The sequence below is a fragment of the Leucobacter sp. WKLB1 genome (assembly GCF_059696215.1).
On sequence record NZ_AP046115.1, the window covers coordinates 1,532,382 to 1,549,511 of the forward strand.

General features: G+C 64.4%; 16 protein-coding genes. 13 read left to right on the forward strand and 3 right to left on the reverse strand.

Translation table 11 applies throughout. The annotated features are described in order from the left end of the window. Window positions 1–49: 49 nt before the first annotated feature. From ACZF5Y_RS06915 to ACZF5Y_RS06925, 3 genes are read left to right on the forward strand one after another with little or no spacing between them, the layout of a single operon-like run. The gene (locus tag ACZF5Y_RS06915) at window positions 50–742 is read left to right on the forward strand and encodes a DivIVA domain-containing protein (protein ID WP_053352915.1); all 693 of its coding nucleotides are present in this window, start codon (window positions 50–52) and stop codon (window positions 740–742) included. An 11-nt stretch (window positions 743–753) separates the two neighbouring features. Next, entirely contained in the window at window positions 754–1,398 is a 645-nt protein-coding gene (gene lspA, locus ACZF5Y_RS06920) for a signal peptidase II (protein ID WP_497535071.1), read from the forward strand. Next, window positions 1,385–2,302: an RluA family pseudouridine synthase gene (locus ACZF5Y_RS06925; protein ID WP_497535072.1), complete on the forward strand. Its 918-nt coding sequence runs from the start codon at window positions 1,385–1,387 to the stop codon at window positions 2,300–2,302. The genes lspA and ACZF5Y_RS06925 overlap by 14 nt, the downstream gene beginning before the upstream one ends. Here the strand turns inward: ACZF5Y_RS06925 and ACZF5Y_RS06930 are convergent. Then, complete coding sequence (locus tag ACZF5Y_RS06930; protein ID WP_497535073.1) at window positions 2,299–3,834, reverse strand: glycosyltransferase family 2 protein; 1,536 nt, start codon at window positions 3,832–3,834, stop codon at window positions 2,299–2,301. The two genes, ACZF5Y_RS06925 and ACZF5Y_RS06930, sit on opposite strands and share 4 nt — an antisense overlap. 200 nt (window positions 3,835–4,034) lie before the next feature. On the opposite strand from ACZF5Y_RS06930, the gene ACZF5Y_RS06935 reads away from it, so the two are divergent. From ACZF5Y_RS06935 to msrA, 4 genes are all read left to right on the forward strand, one after another. After that, window positions 4,035–5,108: an acyltransferase gene (locus tag ACZF5Y_RS06935; RefSeq protein ID WP_497535074.1), complete on the forward strand. Its 1,074-nt coding sequence runs from the start codon at window positions 4,035–4,037 to the stop codon at window positions 5,106–5,108. A 147-nt stretch (window positions 5,109–5,255) separates the two neighbouring features. Further along, window positions 5,256–8,759, forward strand: coding sequence for a DNA polymerase III subunit alpha (dnaE, locus tag ACZF5Y_RS06940; protein ID WP_497535309.1), 3,504 nt, complete (start codon window positions 5,256–5,258; stop codon window positions 8,757–8,759). Window positions 8,760–8,793: 34 nt separating this feature from the next. Further along, window positions 8,794–9,636 (forward strand): NAD(+) synthase, encoded by an 843-nt coding sequence (gene nadE / locus ACZF5Y_RS06945; protein WP_497535075.1) that lies wholly within the window; start codon window positions 8,794–8,796, stop codon window positions 9,634–9,636. Beyond that, window positions 9,633–10,160 carry a peptide-methionine (S)-S-oxide reductase MsrA gene (gene msrA, locus ACZF5Y_RS06950; RefSeq protein ID WP_497535076.1) on the forward strand — a complete coding sequence of 176 codons (528 nt, stop codon included), beginning with the start codon at window positions 9,633–9,635 and terminating at the stop codon, window positions 10,158–10,160. Before nadE ends, msrA begins: the two co-directional genes overlap by 4 nt. On the opposite strand, the gene ssb is transcribed toward msrA, so the two are convergent. Further along, window positions 10,157–10,699 (reverse strand): single-stranded DNA-binding protein, encoded by a 543-nt coding sequence (gene ssb, locus ACZF5Y_RS06955; protein ID WP_497535077.1) that lies wholly within the window; start codon window positions 10,697–10,699, stop codon window positions 10,157–10,159. The genes msrA and ssb overlap by 4 nt on opposite strands. A gap of 265 nt (window positions 10,700–10,964) precedes the next feature. Between ssb and ACZF5Y_RS06960 the strand changes: the two genes are divergently transcribed. The 3 genes from ACZF5Y_RS06960 to ACZF5Y_RS06970 all read left to right on the forward strand — a co-directional run bounded on the left by ACZF5Y_RS06960 (window position 10,965) and on the right by ACZF5Y_RS06970 (window position 13,798). Further along, window positions 10,965–11,453 carry a DUF6993 domain-containing protein gene (locus ACZF5Y_RS06960; protein WP_497535078.1) on the forward strand — a complete coding sequence of 163 codons (489 nt, stop codon included), beginning with the start codon at window positions 10,965–10,967 and terminating at the stop codon, window positions 11,451–11,453. Window positions 11,454–11,541: 88 nt separating this feature from the next. Next, the gene (gene ettA / locus ACZF5Y_RS06965; protein WP_497535079.1) at window positions 11,542–13,224 is read left to right on the forward strand and encodes an energy-dependent translational throttle protein EttA; all 1,683 of its coding nucleotides are present in this window, start codon (window positions 11,542–11,544) and stop codon (window positions 13,222–13,224) included. A gap of 106 nt (window positions 13,225–13,330) precedes the next feature. Continuing rightward, window positions 13,331–13,798, forward strand: coding sequence for an acyl-CoA thioesterase (locus ACZF5Y_RS06970; protein WP_497535080.1), 468 nt, complete (start codon window positions 13,331–13,333; stop codon window positions 13,796–13,798). Between the two features lie 15 nt (window positions 13,799–13,813). On the opposite strand, the gene ACZF5Y_RS06975 is transcribed toward ACZF5Y_RS06970, so the two are convergent. Continuing rightward, complete coding sequence (locus tag ACZF5Y_RS06975) at window positions 13,814–14,683, reverse strand: acyl-CoA thioesterase (RefSeq protein ID WP_497535081.1); 870 nt, start codon at window positions 14,681–14,683, stop codon at window positions 13,814–13,816. Between the two features lie 92 nt (window positions 14,684–14,775). Here ACZF5Y_RS06975 and ACZF5Y_RS06980 point away from each other — a divergent pair, with 92 nt between their 5' ends. The 3 genes from ACZF5Y_RS06980 (at window position 14,776) to metK (ending at window position 17,128) form a co-directional block, all read left to right on the forward strand. Beyond that, window positions 14,776–15,423 (forward strand): DUF8185 domain-containing protein, encoded by a 648-nt coding sequence (locus ACZF5Y_RS06980; protein ID WP_497535082.1) that lies wholly within the window; start codon window positions 14,776–14,778, stop codon window positions 15,421–15,423. Between the two features lie 69 nt (window positions 15,424–15,492). Beyond that, on the forward strand, window positions 15,493–15,774 hold the full coding sequence (gene rpoZ, locus ACZF5Y_RS06985; protein ID WP_053352927.1) for a DNA-directed RNA polymerase subunit omega: 282 nt from the start codon (window positions 15,493–15,495) through the stop codon (window positions 15,772–15,774). Window positions 15,775–15,934: 160 nt separating this feature from the next. After that, a complete protein-coding gene (metK, locus tag ACZF5Y_RS06990; RefSeq protein ID WP_497535083.1) occupies window positions 15,935–17,128 on the forward strand; it encodes a methionine adenosyltransferase in 1,194 nt (397 codons plus the stop codon). The last annotated feature ends 2 nt before the right edge of the window (window positions 17,129–17,130 follow it).

Below are 17,130 nucleotides of genomic sequence, written 5' to 3' on the forward strand. Positions count from 1 at the left end.
GCGTTGTTCTAGACCACGTCAGTGGTCCCGAAGCGAAAGAGACGTAACGATGGCCTTGACTCCCGAAGATGTCGTGAACCAGAAGTTCACGATCACCAAGTTCCGCGATGGCTACGATCTCGACCAGGTCGATGATTTCCTCGACACCATCGTCGAAGAGCTGCGCCAGCACGAGCAGGAGAAGGCCGAACTGCGCTCGCAGATCGACGATCTGACCGCGCAGCTCGCGGCCGCCGGGTCGAGCACTGCTGCGGCGGAGAGCGCTGACGCCTCCGACGGCGCAGCATCTGAGCAGACCATCGTGGTCGAGGCGCCGGCACCGCAGCCGGTGGCAGCGCCCGTCGTATCGGCACCGGCCGCCTCGACCGACACTGCGCTTCCGCAGCCCGATGCGGTCAAGTCGAGCGCAATGCTCCAGTTGGCGCTCGAGTTGCACGACAAGCACGTGCACGAGGGCGAAGCCACCCGCGACAAGCTCATCTCGGACGCTGAGGCGAAGCGCGATCAAATGATCCAGGACGCCGAGCGCACCGCCAAGCAGCTCGTCGATGAGGCTCAGAAGCAGCGGGCTGAAGAACTTCGTCAGCTCGGTGAAGAGCGCAGCGACCTGCAGTTCAAGATCAAGGACCTGCGTCAGTTCGAGAGCGAGTACCGTTCTACGCTTCGCTCCTACATTCAGTCGCAGCTGCGCGGACTCGACGGCTCCCCTGAGCCGGCCGGCGCGCCTGACGGCCTGCAGTAGTAGTCGCGAACGTGAACAACGGTTCCGAGGCGGTGGGCATCCCCACCGCCTCGCGAAGGCGTGCGCTTGTGCCGCTGCTCCTTCTGGGAGTGGCGGCCGTAGTGTTCTCTGCCGATCAACTCGTGAAGAACTGGGTCGTCGACCATCTGGTCGAGGGCCAGACGGTGCCCGTGTGGGGCGAGCTGCTGCGGTGGCACTTCGTGCGCAACCCCGGAGCCGCGTTCTCCTTCGCAACCGGTTCGACCTGGATCTTCACCATCCTGGCGGTCGCCGTCGTCGTGGTTGTTCTCTGGCAGATTCGACGACTCCGCTCGGTTGCGTGGGCGCTGTTCCTCGGATTGCTCCTCGGTGGGGTGCTCGGCAATCTCACGGATCGGTTGACCCGTGAGCCGGGTTTTCCGCAGGGCCATGTGATCGACTTCATCTCGACGCCCTGGTTGTGGCTCGGCTTCAATGAGGCGATCTACAACATCGCCGACATCGCCATCGTCTCCGGGATGATCCTGTTCATCCTGATTACGCTTCTCGGCGTCTCGATCGATGCTCGACCTCGCAGCAACCGCGACTCGGCGCGCGCTGCAGATGCCACCGATCCCGCAGGGGAGTCACGCGACGACGCACACGGTGCAGAAGACCAGGCGCATGGAACACCGTAGTTTTCCGGTCCCCGATGGTCTCGCGGGCGAGCGTGTCGATGCCGCACTCGCCAAGATGCTCGGGTTCTCCCGCAGTTTCGCTGCGGAGATCGCGGGTTCGGGCGATGTTGTGCTGGACGGACGGACGCTGGGCAAGTCGGATCGTTTGACGGCGGGCGGCTGGCTCGAGGTGTCGTGGCAGGAGAAGCGGGGCCCCGAGATTGTTCCGGTTGACCTCCCGGAGCTCGGAATCGTGCACGATGACGATGAAATCGTCGTGATCGACAAACCCGCGGGCGTAGCTGCGCACCCGTCATTGGGCTGGCAGGGCCCCACGGTGCTGGGCGCGTTGGCGGGAGCAGGCTACCGGATCGCCACCTCGGGCCCGCCCGAGCGGCAGGGGATCGTGCATCGCCTCGACGCGGGCACCAGCGGACTCATGGTGGTGGCCAAGAGCGAGCGTGCGTACAGCGACCTCAAACGAGCGTTCAAAGAGCGCGAAGTGGAGAAGATCTATCACGCCGTCGTGCAAGGTCATCCGGATCCGTTCGCGGGGACCATTGACGGGCCGATCGGTCGTCATCCCGGTCATGAGTGGAAATTTGCCGTCACTCGCGACGGCAAACCCTCGGTGACGCACTACGAAACACTCGAGGCCTTTCCCTATGCCACGCTGCTCGAGATCCAGTTGGAGACGGGCCGCACTCACCAGATTCGAGTGCACATGGCAGCCCAGCGGCATCCGTGCGTGGGTGACGGCATGTACGGCGCCGACCCGACGCTCTCGGCCAGGCTCGGGCTCACGCGGCAGTGGCTGCACGCGATGCGACTCGGCTTCCGTCACCCCGGATCGGGAGAACGGGTGACGTACTCGAGTCGATACCCTGCAGACCTGCAGCACGCACTCGACGTGCTCGACGCCTAGTCGCTCGTGCTGCGACGCGCAGCGCGACCGTGCAGGCTCAGGTTGCCGCGGTCGGTCGTGTACAGCCGCACATCGGCGACCTCGCGAGCGGGCCTGCGATCCGCCGTCACGCGAATGCGCTCCCCACTGAGCCGGCGCCCCGAACGAGCGACCGTCCAGAGGTCGACGCGATCCGCACCGTATCGACGCAGGAGCGAGTTCGGCACGACGAATCGGTAGCTGGGGCCGTCGGTGTCGCCAGACGAGGACGCGTCAGCGCGATAGGCGAGCCGGCCGGGAATTGCTGCCGCGCGCGCGACCTTGCGCCCGGCAAGAAGCAGCGTCGCCCCTGCGGCATCTCCGGTGAGCAATCGCGCGATCCATCGTGATCCTCCGCGGACGACGCGGCGGTCGAGATAGGGTCGCGAGGTGCGGTACACGCGGTCCGCGAGGCGGGCTCGAATTCCCGATCCCGCACTCCGCAACGGTGAATCGTCCGAGGTCGGCGACATCGAGATGGTCAATTCGAGCCCGCCGGGAACTGCGCGAGCCCCGAGCGCTCGAGGGAGATGATCGAGTTCAGGCGCCGACGCGATGAGGCGGTCCAGGCCGGGCACGTCTCCTGCCCGGATGAGTTCGAGCTTCAACCGATCCGTCGGATGCGCGATCCGCGCATCGCTCGAGTCGGGAAGGAAGTCGTTCAAGAAGGCGCGATGCAGTTCAACCCATTCGTGTTGACGATCGGAATCCATGAGCAACCAGCGCTTCGGCGCATAGAACCGCAGTCCCTTGCGAGTGAAGAACTGACGGATGAGGGTAGTGCTGCGCGTCGCATCTGGAACTCCGGCACGCAGCGTCTCGGCAATGCTGCGACATGACGATACATAGTTCTGCGGCTCGATCGCCTGGCTCGAAATGTTTCCGCCGTCGTCGCGCAACGCGATGAGGTACAACGGGCCGGTTCCCGAGAACAGGATTCGGCGGGCGAGCACGTAGGCGCGCGTCACGAAGATGCCGTCTTCCAAGCGCACTTTGCCCTCGGGGAACCGGAGTCCCTCCGCTTCCAGCATGTCGCGCCGGAAGAGCTTCTGCGGTGACAGGCTCTCCATCGCGCGTTCGAGCGAGATCGGGCCTTCGGGGTGACGCTCGAACAACGCCTGCACGTGGCGACCTCCGGTCCCGGCGAATCGAGGGATCACGACGTCGGCCTCCGCGTCGTCGGCTTGATCCGCCATCACGCGGAGTGCATGCGGCACCATCGTGTCATCCGCATCCATGAACAGTACGTAGCGTCCCCCCGCGCGTTCGAGGCCCCGATTGCGCGGCATCCCGGGCCATCCACTGTTTTCCTGGTGCACGACGGTGATCCGGTCATCTCGAGCGGCGAAACGGTCGAGCTCTGCGCCCGATCCATCCGTCGATCCGTCGTTGATGGCGATGATCTCGATATCGCGCAGGTCTTGAGCGACCAATGACTCGAGCGTCCCGGTGAGGTAGGGCATCGAGTTGTAGACGGGAATCACCACGCTCACGCGCGGGATGCGTTCGTTCACTGGGCAACTCCTCGAAGTATCGCTGGCACCGGCGGCCCATATCGATGGGACCTCGTCGCAGGAACGGGGCGCTTGGAGAACGCGTTCGTACCCGCCGTCCGTTCACCCTACTCCCGGTGAGGTTTTGAACCGCTGTGACGACCCCGCTGTGAAGACGTGCTGGGAGCCCCGCAGCACAGAGCTTGATACGCTTCCGAGGCATGGATACTCAGGCAGCGACGACCACTCCCGCACAGGGCGGCCCGAAGCGCGTCGAGTATTTCGAGGTGTTGCGCGTCATCGCGACGATCGCGGTGATCGGGATCCATGCGGCGATCACCGAATGGCATGCCATTCCGATGAGCGACACCCGATGGGTCGAGTTGACCTGGATCAACGGCGCACTGCGGTTCTGTGTGCCGATTTTCTTCATGATCTCGGGAGCGCTCTTTCTCGACCCCCGGCGCACGCTTCGGGCACGTTCATTGCGGCGACGTATTGCACGTCTCACGGTCGGATACGCCGTGTGGTCGCTGCTGTACGCCGCGCTCACGGTGTACGGCCCCGGTGGAAGCCAGGATCTGTGGGAGTTCATCTCAGAATTCGTGACCGGTCACTTTCACCTGTGGTTCTTGATCGCATTGATCGGGCTGAACCTGGCGACGCCGATCCTGCGCCGGGTCACGACCGACCGTCGTATCTCGTGGTACTTCGTCGCACTCGCGGTTCCGTTCGCGGCGGTGTTCCCGCTCCTCGAGTCCATCCCCGGTGCCGGCGACCTGCTGCGGTCGGTGCTCGGCACGATGCGCTTCGACCTCGTGCTCGGGTACTCCGGCTACTTCGTGCTCGGCTATCTGCTGCACACGGCGCGCGGCACGACACGAGCACGCGTGGGGTGGATCATCTGCGCGGCTGCGGGCATCGCGGCGACCGTATGGGGCACGATCGAAGCGTCGCGGGCCGCGGGAGAGACCGATGAGCGGTACTTCGACTTCGTATCGATAACGGTGGCGGTTGTCGCGGTCGCCGTCTTCGTCTGCGCGCGCGATTGGAACGTCTCGCACCGACTGAGCGCCGGGTGGTCTCGCGCGGTGACCGTATTCGCCGCGGCATCATTCGGAATCTATCTCGTGCATCCCTTTTTCCTGTGGTGCCTGAGGCAGGCCGGAATGACGACGGAGATCGCCAGCCCGTGGATCTCGGTGCCTGTGCTCACCATTGCTGTCGCCGCGCTGAGTCTCGGGGCCGCTCTCCTCTTGCGCTGCATCCCCTGGGTGCGCGGAGTGCTCGCCTGATCTCCTGACCGCGCCGCGCCGCGCGCCCCCTCGAGAAGTGTCGAATGTCAGAGGCGCGCAGTACCCTGGTGATGGTCCGCGAGAGGGGTTTCACCGGTGTCAGATTCAGACGGGTTCGTGCATCTGCACGTGCACAGCGAGTACTCGATGCTCGACGGGGCGGCGCGTGTCGGGCCGCTCATGGAGGCCGCGGCTGCGCAGGGAATGCCGGCGATCGCGGTCACCGACCACGGCAACACGTTCGGTGCGTTCGACTTCTGGCGACAGGCCAAAGACCACGGGCTCAATCCCATCATCGGCATTGAGGCGTACCTCACGCCGGGCACGCATCGCACGGACAAGACTCGTGTGCGCTGGGGCGACGGCGGTGGCGACGACGTCTCGGGCTCGGGTGCCTACACGCACATGACCATGCTGTCTGAGTCGACGGAGGGCATGCACAACCTCTTCCGGCTCTCGAGCTACGCGTCGATGCAGGGGTACTACTTCAAGCCGCGTATGGATCGCGAGCTCCTCCAGACCTACGGCAAAGGGCTGATCACCACGACTGGCTGCCCGTCGGGCGAGATCCAGACTCGACTGCGCCTGGGGCAGTACCAGGAGGCGCGCCAGGCAGCGGCAGAATTCCAGGACATCTTCGGGCGCGAGAATTTCTTCTGCGAGCTGATGGATCACGGGCTTGAGATCGAACGCCGTGTGCAGAGCGATCTGGTGAAGATCGCTCGCGACCTCTCGATTCCACTCGTCGCGACGAATGACCTCCACTACGTGCACGAGGCCGATGCCGAGGCGCACTCGGCGCTCCTGTGCGTGCAGTCGGGGTCGCGCCTCGACGATCCGAACCGCTTCCAATTCAACGGTTCGGGGTACTACTTGAAGACGGCCGCTGAAATGCGGCACATTTTCCGCGACTTCCCGGAGGCGTGCGACAACACCCTGCTCATTGCCGAGCGCTGCAATGTGGAATTCAACACCTCGGCGAACTATATGCCGCGATACCCGGTGCCCGCGGGCGAATCCGAAGATAGCTGGTTCATCAAAGAAGTCGAGCAAGGCCTGCGATACCGGTATCCGAACGGCATTCCCGATGATGTGCGCAAGCAGGCCGAGTACGAGATCGGCGTCATCACGCAGATGGGGTTCCCCGGCTACTTCCTCGTCGTCGCCGACTTCATCAATTGGTCGAAGAACAACGGTATCCGCGTGGGTCCCGGCCGCGGTTCGGGTGCCGGTTCGATGGTGGCGTACGCCATGCGCATCACCGATCTCGATCCGCTGCAGCACGGGCTGATCTTCGAGCGCTTCCTGAACCCCGACCGTGTTTCCATGCCCGACTTCGACGTCGACTTCGATGATCGCCGCCGCGGCGAAGTCATCAAGTACGTGACCGAAAAGTACGGCGATGAACGTGTCGCTCAGATCGTCACCTACGGCACGATCAAATCGAAGCAGGCGCTGAAAGACTCGTCGCGCGTGCTCGGGTTCCCCTTCGGAATGGGCGAGAAGCTGACCAAAGCGATGCCGCCCGCGGTCATGGCCAAAGACATCCCCCTCTCGGGGATTACCGACAGCAAGCACCCGCGGTACAAAGAGGCAGCCGAGTTTCGCGCAGTACTGCAGGAAGACCCCGAGGCTAAGACGGTCTACGACACCGCACTCGGGCTTGAAGGCCTGAAGCGCCAGTGGGGTGTGCACGCCGCCGGTGTGATCATGTCGAGCGATCCGCTCATCGACATCATTCCGCTGCAGAAACGTGAGCAAGACGGTCAGATCGTCACCCAGTTCGATTACCCCACCTGCGAGGGCCTCGGGCTGATCAAGATGGACTTTCTGGGGTTGCGCAACCTCACGATCATCTCGGACGCGCTGGAGAACATCCGCCTGAACCGCGGCGAGGAGCTCGACCTCGAGCGACTCGAGCTCGACGATGCACCGTCGTACGAGTTGCTCGCGCGCGGAGACACACTCGGGGTGTTCCAGCTCGACGGAGGGCCGATGCGCGGCCTGCTGCGCCTCATGAAGCCCGACAACTTCGAAGACATCTCCGCGGTGCTCGCACTGTACCGCCCGGGCCCCATGGGCGCCGATTCTCATACGAACTATGCGCTCCGCAAGAACGGCCTGCAAGAGATCACTCCGATTCACCCGGAGCTGGCCGAGCCGTTGAAGGACATCCTCGAGACAACGTACGGCCTCATCATCTACCAGGAGCAGGTGATGTCGATCGCGCAGCGGGTTGCGGGCTTCTCGCTCGGCCAGGCCGATATTCTGCGGCGCGCCATGGGCAAGAAGAAGAAGTCTGAGCTTGATAAGCAGTACGAAGGCTTTGCGGGCGGCATGAAAGAGCGCGGGTACTCCGAGGCGGCTGTCAAAGCGCTCTGGGACATTCTGCTGCCTTTCTCGGACTACGCATTCAACAAGGCGCACTCTGCGGCGTACGGCGTGGTGAGCTATTGGACGGCCTATCTCAAAGAGCACTATCCCGCCGAGTACATGGCGGCGCTGTTGACGAGCGTCGGCGACTCCAAAGATAAACTCGCGATTTACCTCAACGAGTGCCGCCGCATGGGCATCAAGGTGCTGCCGCCCGCGGTGAATGAATCGTTCGCGAACTTCTCCGCAGTCGGCACCGATATTCGATTCGGCCTTGGCGCGATTCGCAATGTCGGTACGAACGTTGTCGAGGCGGTGCGGGAGGCGCGCGAGACCAAGGGCAACTTCGAGACGTTCCACGACTATCTGAAGAAGGTGTCGCTGGTCGCGCTGAACAAGCGCACGATCGAATCGCTCATCAAAGCGGGTGCCTTCGACGGACTCGGGGGCACGCGACGGGCATTGGTCGAAATCCACGAATCCGCGATTGAAAGTTCGGTCAAGGAGAAGCGTGACGCCGAGAACGGCAATGTCGGTTTCGATTTCGATAGCCTGTTCGCCGAAGTCGCCGAGGCCGACGGAGCCGGTGATTCGGTGTCGCAGGTACCCGATCGCCCGGAATGGACGAAGAAAGACAAGCTCGCGTTCGAACGAGAGATGCTCGGCTTGTACGTCTCGGATCACCCGCTTCGCGGACTCGACGCCGCCCTTGCGAAAGAAGCGAGTGCCACCGTGCAGCAGGTGACCAACCCCGAAGCGAGTCCGAGCTTTGACGGTGAGATTGTCACGGTCGCCGGGCTCCTCACGAGTGTGCAGCACCGCACGGCGAAGTCCGGCAACCTGTACGGCATGGTCACGATCGAGGACTTCACCGGCGAGGTGCAGGCACTGTTCATGGGGAAGTCGTATCAAGAGTTCGGCAGCCTGCTGCAGCCAGACAGCGTGGTGGCACTTCGAGGGAAGATGAATGCGCGTGACGATGGCATGTCCATGCACGCCTACGGCGTCAAGCCGATCGATGTCTCTGCCCAAGACGACGCGTCGATGCTGATGATCTCCCTTGCGGACTCCCGAGCGACCGAGAAGGTGATGGGGGAGTTGAAGGATACCCTGACGCGTCACCGGGGTGACAGCGAGGTGCGTTTGAACTTGATGACGGCGACGGCGATCCGCGTCTTCGAGCTTCCGCAGCAGGTGCGCATCACGGCTGATCTCTTCGGCGAGCTGAAGGGCCTGCTCGGCCCGCGGTGTCTGCTGCCCGTGGAAGATCTGCTGTAACCGTGCAGCAATCCGGCCGGAGTAGGGTGTGCGTATGAGCGAGTCACAGCAGCAGATCATCGAAGCCCTGGGCGTGCAACCCGAGATCGACCCGCAGGCGGAGATCGAACGTCGCGTCGCCTTTCTCGCCGCATACGCCGCTTCCATTCCGGGAGTGCGCGGCTTCGTGCTCGGAATTTCAGGCGGCCAAGATTCGTCGTTGGCGGGTCGGCTGGTGCAGCTCGCTGTCGAGCGCCTGCGTGCCGCGGGTCGCGAGGCAGAGTTCGTCGCCGTCCGGTTGCCGCACGGCGTGCAGCAGGATGAGGATGATGCGCAACTCGCGCTCCAGTTCATCGCACCCGATCAGACGCTGACTGTAGATATCAAGCCCGCGACATCCGCGCTCGATGCGGCAGTGTCGGATGCCCTCGGCTCACCGGTCACTGATTTCAACCGCGGCAACATCAAAGCCCGCATGCGCATGGTCGCCCAGTACGCCATCGCGGGCGACCGCGGACTCCTCGTCGTGGGCACGGATCACGCTGCGGAAGCCGTGACCGGCTTCTTCACCAAGTTTGGCGACGGTGCGGCCGACGTCGTGCCGCTCGACGGATTGACCAAGGGGCAAGGTGCCTCGCTGCTGCGGGCACTCGATGCCCCGGAGCGTCTCTGGAAGAAGGCGCCGACCGCAGACCTGCTCGACGACCAGCCGGGTCAGACCGACGAATCGAGTCTTGGCGTCAGCTATTCCGAGATCGACGAGTTCCTCACCGGGAACACGGTCGACCCGACAAGCGTTGAGAATCTTGAGCGCCGGTACCGCGCGACGGAGCACAAGCGCCGTCAGCCGGTCTCGCCCAGTGATGACTGGTGGGTGCCGGCTGAAGGAGAGAAATGACGAACACGACGTACGTTTTGGCCGGGGGCTGCTTCTGGTGCCTGGATGCCGCGTATCGCGCACTCCGGGGTGTTACTGATGTGGTGTCGGCCTACACAGGTGGCGAAAGTGACCATCCCACGTATGAGCAGGTGTGCACGGGAGCAACGGGGCACGCGGAAGCCGTGGCAGTGACGTTCGACCTGGAAGTCATCCCTTCATCGGTGATTCTGGATGCGTTCTTCACGATGCACGACCCGACTCAGCTCAACCGGCAGGGCAATGACGTGGGTACGCAATACCGATCCGCGATGTTCCCAGCAGATGACGCGCAACGGGTCGAGTTCGAGTCCGCCCGCGAGCGGGCGGGCGGACTCTGGCCTCGTCCGGTCGTTACGACGATCGAACCGCTCGGCGCGCTGTATCCGGCTGAGGAATACCACCAGGATTTCTTCGCGAAGAATCCGACTCAGGGATACTGCCTCGCGGTCGCCGTGCCGAAGGTGAATAAGGTTCGGGCGTCGTTCGCACAGTACCTGCGTTAGGCGGCACTCGGCAGCACCTCCGACTCAGTGACGTCGCCTTCGCCCAACGGCGCACTCTCGACAGCGTCAGAGGTCACCGGTGTCACCGACCATCCGGAATCTGCGGGGGTAAGCGTGTCATCGGTGAAGGCTCCGGGATCCGCTGATGTTGCTGGCGCGTCGGATTCGATTGCCGGGGTTGCGGCGTTCTGCTTCGCAAATGTGCTCGTGCCCCAGCGAAGGTCGTGGCCGATCGCATCGGCCTCGACTTCGACGGAGGTACCGGACTTCTCCTCGGTCTCCCACGCGCGGACGCGCAATCGCCCATTTACGATGACGCGGTCGCCGGTCGAAAACGAGGCGGCTGAGTGGTCGGCGAGCCCCCGAAAGGTGTTGACCGTCAGCCAGTTGGTCTCGCCATCGACCCACTGCGAACGCTCGCGATCGTACTTCCGCTCGGTCGCGGCGATTCGGAACGTGCAGAGCGTTACCTTGCCAGGTGTCGCAATCAGTTTGGGGGTCGTCGCAACCGTGCCGACGACGCAGACAGAGATGGTCATGCTTCGCTCCTTCGTTGGTGCCGCGAACGGCGGTGATGTGATGAGCGGACGGCGCGTGCCGTGCGGAGTCCGTGCCGCCCGCTCACCCATAGCCTGTGCGATCCCTGCGACCCCCACCGTCGGGTGCGCTCGAATTGTGGATGCCGAGGAGCCACACGGGAAGAAAGCCCGACAGTGGACGGATCATTCCACCTGATTGTGGGGAGGTGATCCTGTTCCAGCGCATCACCAGCAAGGTCGCGCGCCCGCTTTGTACACTGTGCGTGTGCCTACTGATCCGCATCCCGCCCGCCGATCTGCGTTTGCCGCTGCCGGAGCGCTCGCGCTGAGCGCACTGCTGCTCGGCGGGTGCGCCCTGCTGGAGGGCCCCACACCCGAGACGCCGAAGCGCGAGACGCAGGCTCCGCCGGAGACCACCCCCGAGCTGGTTCCCGGGGGGTCTGCCGCCGAGAATCTGCCGTATTTCACGGAAGTGCTACGGGCGTATAGCGCCGGCACGGGGGCCGTGCAGGGCGCACCGATCGTGCAAGCCGTCGCCGATGCCGGTTTCGATAAGAGCGCGATGCAGGTGAGTTTCGACGCGAGCAAGACCAATCTGCCCGCCGACAACATCTTCGTGTCGGTGCGCATCGGTACGGACTGCCTGATCGGTCAAGTCGTCGCAGCTGATCGGAGCTTCGTCGCACAGAATGAACCCGCAGTCGGGCCGAATCAGGATCTGTGCCTGATCGGGGAGACCGCGCCCATCAGCTGAGCAACGCTCCGCGCGGTAGAGTGGTGGCGATCCGCATCCATTCCTGCCCACAAAGGAGTTCGGGGCGCCTTCGCGCCCGAAAGTGTCTATGGCTGAGTACATTTACCAGATGGTTCGCGCGCGCAAGGCGCACGGCGACAAGGTGATCCTCGATGACGTGACCATGGCGTTCCTGCCGGGCGCGAAGATCGGTGTGGTCGGCCCGAACGGGGCCGGTAAGTCCACGATTCTGAAGATCATGGCGGGGCTCGATACCCCGTCGAACGGCGACGCGATCCTCACCCCCGGATACTCCGTCGGAATTCTGATGCAGGAGCCGGAGCTCGACGAGCACCTGACTGTGCTCGAGAACGTGCAGCAGGGCGTCGCCGAGATCAAGGGCAAGCTCGATCGCTTCAACGAGATCTCAGCGGAGATGGCGAATCCCGACGCCGACTACGACAAGCTTCTTCCCGAGATGGGCGAGCTGCAGGAAGCGATCGACGCGGTCGACGGCTGGGACCTCGACAACCAGCTCGAGCAGGCCATGGATGCACTCCGCTGCCCGCCGGCCGACGCCATCATCTCGAACCTCTCAGGCGGTGAGAAGCGCCGCGTCGCGCTCTGCAAGCTGCTGCTCGAGAAGCCGGATCTGCTGCTCCTGGACGAGCCCACGAACCACCTCGATGCCGAGAGCGTGCTGTGGCTCGAGCAGCACCTCGCCAAGTATCCGGGTGCGGTCATGGCCGTCACCCACGACCGATACTTCCTCGACCACGTCGCAACCTGGATCTGTGAGGTCGACCGCGGCCGCCTCTACCCCTACGAGGGCAACTACTCCACGTACCTGGAGCAGAAGGCAGCTCGCCTTGAGGTGCAGGGCAAGAAGGATCAGAAGCTGCAGAAGCGCCTCAAAGAGGAGCTCGAGTGGGTTCGCTCGAACACCAAGGGGCGTCAGGCGAAGTCGAAGGCACGTCTGGCCCGCTACGAGGAGATGGCGACTGAGGCCGAGCGCACGCGCAAGCTCGACTTCGAAGAGATCCAGATTCCCGCGGGCCCGCGTCTCGGCAATGTCGTGCTCGAGGCGAAATCGCTGAACAAGGGCTTCGACGGGCGCACGCTCATCGATGGCCTGTCGTTCTCGCTGCCGCGCAACGGCATCGTGGGCATCATCGGCCCGAATGGCGTGGGTAAGACGACGCTCTTCAAGACAATCGTCGGCATCGAACCGCTCGACGGTGGGGAACTCAAGATCGGCGAGACCGTCAAGCTGAGCTACGTCGACCAGACGCGAGGCGGCATCGACCCCAAGAAGACCGTGTGGGAGGTGGTCTCCGAGGGCCTCGACTACATGAAGGTCGGCAACGTCGAGATCCCGTCGCGCGCCTACGTCTCAACCTTCGGGTTCAAGGGTCCGGATCAGCAGAAGCCGGCCGGCGTACTCTCCGGTGGCGAGCGCAACCGCCTGAACCTGGCCCTGACGCTCAAGCAGGGCGGTAACCTCCTGCTCCTCGATGAGCCGACCAACGACCTCGACGTCGAGACGCTCACGAGCCTCGAGAACGCGCTGCTCGAGTTCCCGGGTTGCGCGGTCGTCATCACGCACGACCGGTGGTTCCTGGATCGCATCGCAACGCACATTCTCGCCTACGAGGGCACCGAGGAGAACCCCGCGAACTGGTACTGGTTCGAGGGCAACTTCGAGGCCTACGAGGCGAACAAGATTGAGCGGCTCGGTGCCGACGCGGCGAAGCCATCGCGAGTCACCTACCGCAAGCTCACTCGCGACTGAACCGCAGCGAGGCGCGGCTCCCGATGAGGGGCCGCGCCTCGCTTGCTTGGGGCGCACATCGATCGCCTCGCGGGCAGGAGCCTGGCGAGGCGAGAGGGGAACACTCATGACACGGACACGCGTCGATATGGAACTGCGCTGGGGCGATCAGGATGCCTACGGGCACGTGAACAACGTCGCATTCGCGCGATTTCTTGAGGAGGCGCGCGTGCGCACCTTCTGGCTGGGGTCGGGGCGCGAGCGCACGGGGATGGAACGTCATTTCCGGGGCGACGATCCGAACGGCCCGAAAATGCTCGTGGCGAGCCAGCAGATCGAGTACACCCGCGTGCTCGAGTACTCAGAGCGTCCGATCACCGTTGAATTGTGGGTCGGCAAACTCGGGGGATCGAGCCTCGAAGTTCACTACGAGATCGTCGATGGCGCGGCTCCCGAGCGCTCGGTCGTCGCGAAGGCGATCTCCCACATCGTCATCGTTGACGGGGCGACGCTGCGTCCGATGCGCCTGTCGGATGCCGGCCGAGCATCAGTCGAGCCTTGGATGGATGAGCCGCTGCGCATGCGGCGGGGCTGAAGACGGTTTCCGGGCTTACTCTTGGCCAGGCAGCCGGATCATGCTCTCTTGCGCCACGCTTGCCACCAGGTTGCCGTCACGGTCGAAGAAGCGGCCATGCGCCAGCCCGCGACCGCCCTGTGACGTCGGCGAATCGAGTTCGTAGAGCAACCACTCGTCGACCCGGAACGGGCGGTGGAACCACATGGCATGGTCGAGGCTCGCCGCCCGCATCCCCGGTGTGGCCCAGGGAATGCCGTGCCGTCGCGCCACCGGTTCGAGCAGCAGGTAGTCGCTGCCGAAGGCGAGTGCCGCAGCATTGAGCAGTGGTGAGGCGTCAAATGCATCGCGGCTGCGCATCCAGACGCGTTGTGTCGAGGTGCGCTCGGCAACGCGCAGGATGATGTCCGACTCGGCATAGCGAAAGTCAAACGGTCGATTGAGGACCCACGAGGCACGTCCATCGCCGCCGAGGTGGCCGTACTTCTCCCAGACTGTCGGCAACGTTTCGGGGTCGGGGACCGTCGTGAGATCGATCATCTGCTGGTGCTCCACACCCGCATCCGGGGTCTGGAACGACGAGATCATCGACATGCGCGCCTCACCGTGCTGATACGCCTGAACGCGTCGGGTCGAGAATGAGCGCCCATCGTGGAGGCGGTCGACTTCGAAGGTCATCCGCTCGTCGCTATCGCCTGGTCGCAGGAAGTAGCCGTGCATCGAGTGGATCTGCCGATCGTCGGGGACCGTCGTGCCGGCGGCGGCGATCGCCTGACCGAGCACCTGTCCTCCGAAGGATCGCCCGTGCGGGGTGGGCAGCGGCGGGCCGGTCAGGATGTTCTCACGGGTGCGTGCACCCGAATCGAGCACGGTGAGCATCTCGAGCAGGTTCGGTGATGCGGTCATGGGGCCTCCGTCGTGTGCGCGCGGACTGGAATGGCCCCAGTCTAGGGCTGCGACCGGGGTGCTCCGGCCTGCGCGGACTAGACTCGGCAGCGATGCCTGCGACCCTTTCGCTCGCCGATGCGGCGACACGCGACGACCTGAAGATCTTCCTCGAACGACTCCTGCGCGCGGGGCAACCCGAGGTGCGGATCGTGTCGCGGGGGGCCGTGCTCGCGGTATTCGGGTGTACGCAGGCGCCGCGCGGGATCACCGATCCGGTGCCTGTGGTGCTCGTCATGCGTGCGTTCGCTCTGGCAACATCGACGGAGCCTGACGTCGACACCACGGTCGAGGCGCGCGCGCTGCTCGATCGCATTGCCCGACTCGGGTTCATCGGCCGTGAGCTGGAACTGCCGGTTCCGAGCCCGATGGCGGCATGGGCTGGCGTACTGCCGCCCACCTCGGGCTGGATCGCTGCCGGTTCGCTGGACGCGGTTTCGGTGCGCGGGGTTGCACTCGAAGGAATCGACCGCGTGGCCGCGGCGCTGCCCGCCGATCCCGGCGAAGCTGTGGTGCACCGCGTTCGAGCAACGGTGTGGGGGTTGGAGATGGCGCCCGGTGTGCCGGCAGCGGCCGCATTCGCTGCCGAGACACTGGGGTTTCTCGCTGATGACGCGCCGGTCCACATCGCGCGTTCGCTGACGTGGACGCGACTCTCCGCGGCGCGCGGGCATGTGCTGGTGCGCTCGCTTCTGGGGTAGACGAGCCGCACGTCAAGCAGATCCCTCGTTCCTCGGGTAGGATAGGACGGTCAACAAGAGGAGTGTGTAATGGCCAACCCCAACGGCATCATCGACCCGCCCATCGACGATCTGCTCGAGAAGGTCGATTCGAAGTACGCCCTGGTGGTCTTCGCTTCGCAGCGTGCCCGTCAGATCAACGACTACTACACCGATCTGCACGACGGCAATCTGTTCGATAACGTCGGCCCGCTGGTCGATTCGTCGGTCGACGACAAGCCGCTCTCGATCGCCCTGCACGAGATCGTCGAGGGCAAACTCACGATGACCCGGCGCGCTGAGGCCACGCCGGAGCTCGACGAAGAGGCATAAGTCGCGATTGCAGCCGCAATCTTTCGCTGGCTCTGCAATCTTGAGTGATGCAGCTCAGCGATGTCGGTGGCGTCGGATACCCTGAAAGGGTCCGACGCCATCGGCGTTTTTTCATCTGGTGGATGTATTTCCGCCCCGTCATCGCAGTTCTAGGAGACCCGTGTCGTTGCGTCAGTTCACCTCAGAGTCCGTTACCGAGGGGCACCCCGACAAGATCTGCGACCGCATCTCGGATACGATCCTCGACGCGATGCTCGCGCAGGATCCGGGCGCTCGCGTCGCCGTCGAAACGCTCGTGACCACGGGCTTGGTGCACGTTGCCGGTGAGGTCTCCACGACGGGGTACGTCGAAATCCCGCAGCTCGTGCGCAACGCTGTGCGTGAGATCGGCTACACCAGTTCCGAAATGGGATTCGACGCGTCGTCCTGCGGCGTTTCTGTGTCGATCGGTCAGCAATCGCCCGATATCGCGGGCGGTGTCGACACGTCGCTCGAGGTGCGCAGCGGTTCGGGTGACGACGACGCGCTGAGCCGTCAGGGCGCGGGGGACCAGGGCATCATGTTCGGGTTCGCCACCGACGAGACGCCAGAGCTCCACCCGCTTCCCAGCTGGATCGCGCATCGGCTAGCCGAGCGCCTCACCGAGGTGCGCAAGAGCGGTGAGCTGCCCGAGCTGCGTCCCGACGGCAAGACGCAGGTGACGATCGGGTACGACGGAGATCGTGCCGCGAGCGTCGAGGCCGTCGTGGTGTCGACGCAGCACCACGCCGATTTGACGCAGCCCGCGCTCCGCGACGCGATCGAACGCCTCGTCATTCGTCCGGTGCTTGAGCGCGTCGAGCTCTCGAGTGCAGACGCCGACCTGTTCATCAACCCGGCCGGCCCGTTCGTCGTCGGCGGCCCGATGGGCGACGCCGGGCTGACCGGCCGAAAGATCATCATCGATACCTACGGCGGCGCGAGCCGACACGGCGGTGGCGCCTTCAGCGGCAAGGATCCGTCGAAGGTTGACCGCTCGGCGGCCTATGCCATGCGTTGGGTCGCGAAGCACGTGGTGCGCGCCGGGTTGGCCTCGCGCGCGGAACTGCAGGTGGCGTACGCGATCGGTCGTGCCCACCCGGTCGGACTCTACGTCGAGACCTTCGGCACGGAGACGGTGCCGCTTGACCGTATCGAGCGCGCCGTGCGCGAGACCTTCGATCTGCGCCCCCTCGCGATCATCCGTGATCTCGAACTGCTGCGTCCGATCTATGCCCAGACGAGCGCGTACGGACACTTCGGCCGCGAACTGCCTGAGTTCACCTGGGAGGCTACCCCGCGCGTTGCAGAGCTGCGGGCCGCCGCCGGGCTCTAGGC